Below are 2,507 nucleotides of genomic sequence, written 5' to 3'. Positions count from 1 at the left end.
CTTCGGAAGCTGCCCGGGCGAATTTGTTCCACGGGCAGGCGGCAAGACAATCGTCGCAGCCATAGATGCGGTTGCCGATCTTTTCGCGGAATTCGTGCGGAATCGGCCCCTTGTTCTCGATGGTGAGATAGGAGATGCAGCGCCGCGCATCGAGCCGGTAGGGCGCCGGAAAGGCATCGGTCGGGCACGCGTCGAGGCAGGCGCGGCAGGAGCCGCAATGGTCGATCTCGGCGCGGTCGGGCACGAGTTCGGCGGTGGTGAAGATGGTGCCGAGGAACAGCCAGGAGCCGTGCTCGCGGCTGACCAGATTGGTGTGCTTGCCTTGCCAGCCGAGCCCGGCGGCCTCGGCCAGCGGCTTTTCCATCACCGGCGCAGTGTCGACGAATACCTTCACATCACCCCCGGCGCGCGCCACGATCTTGCCGGCGATCTCCTTCAGCCGCCCCTTCATCACATCGTGATAGTCGCGGTTTTGCGCATAGACCGAGATCGCGCCGGAGTCGCGCTTGGCCAGCACCCCGCGCGGATCATGGTCGGGGCCATAGTTCATCGCCAGCACGATGATCGAGCGCACCTGCGGCCAGAGGGCTGTTGGTTCACTGCGGCGTTGAAGCGTCTCGGCGATCCAGTCCATCGACCCATGAAAGCCATCGGCGACGAATTCGGCCAGGCGCGCCGGCGCCAGCGGGATCGCATCGGGGGAGGTGACGGCAACGGCATCGAAGCCGGCGCGCTGCGCCTCCGCGTCGATCAGCGCGCGCAGTTTTGCGGCGTCAGAAGTCGAGGTCCGCATAATGCGACACCGGTGACAGGCCGCGCACCCGGTCGGTCAAAAGCGGCCGGAAGGAGGGCCGCGACTTGACCCGCGTGTACCATTCGCGTGCAGCGCTGTGCTCGCGCCAGTCGATCTCGCCGAGATAGTCGAGCACCGACAGCGTCGCCGCGGCCGCGAGATCGGCATAGGTGACCCTCGAACCGGCCAGCCAATGGCGGGTGCCGGCCAGCCAGTTGGTGTATTTCATGTGCTGGCGGATGTTGGCGCGCGCGGCACGGATCGCGCCCGAATCGGGCGAGCCGCCGCCAGCCGTTTCCGGCATGACCGGCTTGAGCACGCGCTCGCGCACCAGATGGCGGGTGACTTCACTTTCGGCCTTGTTGAGATACCAGTCGATGAGCCGGCGGATTTCGGCGCGCTGCATCGGGTCCTCGGCGAACAGCCGCTTGTCGCGCTTCAGCACGCCGCGCGTTTCATCGAGATATTCCGAAATCACCGTCGCGCCGACGATCGGCACGTCGCCTTCGGCCAGCAGGATCGGCAGCGTTCCGGCCGGGTTCAGCGCCAGGAACTCCTTGCGCCGGGTCCACGGCTTTTCCTCGATCAAAGCCAGCTCCTCGCCATACTCGCCGAATGCGAGGCGGACGAAGCGACAGGTGGCGAACATGGGATGGTGGAAAAGCGTCAGCATGGTTCCGCGATGATAAAGCGCACTGGCGAATCGCAGGGCGCACCGGTAAGTCTTGGCCGCCCGGTTAGCGGGCCGTCAGGGTGTTGCGACCTATAGGGGGACTTCAACGCCATGACAAGCAAGCCCTTCTGTCAGCCGTCACGCCAATGCCGAGGTAGCCATGGAAAGCCAGACCATCGTCGAAGCCCTGCTGCTCGGCCTGCTGGAGGGGTTGACCGAGTTCATCCCGGTGTCGTCGACCGGCCATATTCTGCTTGCCGGTCATTTCCTCGGCTTCCATTCGACCGGCAAGGCCTTCGAGATCCTGATCCAGCTCGGCGCCATCCTGGCGATCCTCAGCGTCTATTTCCGCCGCCTGTGGAAGATGCTGCTCGAACTGCCGCATGACCGGCTGACGCGGCATTTCGCCATCGGCATCCTGATCGCCTTCCTGCCGGCGGCGATCATCGGCGCGCTGGCGCATGATTTCATCAAGACGGTGCTGTTCGAATCGCCGAGGCTGATCTGCATCATGCTGATCATCGGCGGCGTCGTGCTGCTGGCGGTGGACCGCATGAACCTCAAGCCGGTCTACCGCGATGTCGAGCGCTTCCCGACCCGGCTTTACCTGCAGATCGGGCTTTTCCAGTGCCTGTCGCTCATTCCCGGTACATCGCGTTCGGGCTCGACCATCGTCGGCGCCCTGCTTTTGGGCGTCGATAAGCGCGCTGCCGCTGAATTTTCCTTCTTCCTTGCGATCCCGACCATGGTCGGCGCCTTTGCCTTCGACCTGTTCAAGAACCGCAACGTGCTGAGCAGTGCCGACCTGCCGATCATCGCCGTCGGCTTCGTCGCCGCCTTCGTCACGGCGCTCATCGTCGTACGCTTCCTGCTCGATTATGTCTCGCGCAAAGGCTACGCGCTGTTCGGCTGGTGGCGGCTGGTGGTCGGCGGTGTCGGGTTGATGGCGCTGATGATCTGGGGGTGAGGAGTGGTCCGCGAAGCGGACGGAAAGCCAATTGCTTGGCTTTCCGAACGACGAACGGTGAAGGCCCGGTTCGC

Annotated in this window: 3 protein-coding genes; 1 reads left to right on the top strand and 2 read right to left on the bottom strand. The window is 64.5% G+C overall.

Going from position 1 to position 2,507, the window contains the following annotated elements; translation table 11 throughout:
* Both queG and EN893_RS28865 read right to left on the bottom strand, forming a co-directional pair.
* Nucleotides 1-793: tRNA epoxyqueuosine(34) reductase QueG (gene queG / locus EN893_RS28870; RefSeq protein WP_128361980.1), on the bottom strand; the 793-nt coding region annotated here is incomplete at its 3' end.
* Complete coding sequence (locus EN893_RS28865; RefSeq protein ID WP_013528622.1) at nt 774-1,466, bottom strand: glutathione S-transferase family protein; 693 nt, start codon at nt 1,464-1,466, stop codon at nt 774-776. The genes EN893_RS28865 and queG, both read right to left, overlap by 20 nt.
* 160 nt (nt 1,467-1,626) lie before the next feature.
* On the opposite strand from EN893_RS28865, the gene EN893_RS28860 reads away from it, so the two are divergent.
* The gene (locus tag EN893_RS28860; RefSeq protein WP_127269760.1) at nt 1,627-2,433 is read left to right on the top strand and encodes an undecaprenyl-diphosphate phosphatase; all 807 of its coding nucleotides are present in this window, start codon (nt 1,627-1,629) and stop codon (nt 2,431-2,433) included.
* Nucleotides 2,434-2,507 lie beyond the last annotated feature (74 nt).

This window comes from Mesorhizobium sp. M7A.F.Ca.CA.004.04.2.1 (assembly GCF_004022825.1).
In the GTDB taxonomy this organism is placed as follows: Bacteria; Pseudomonadota; Alphaproteobacteria; order Rhizobiales; family Rhizobiaceae; genus Mesorhizobium.
Note: the sequence above shows the minus strand (reverse complement) of the source record. Positions and strands in the feature narration are given on the sequence as shown.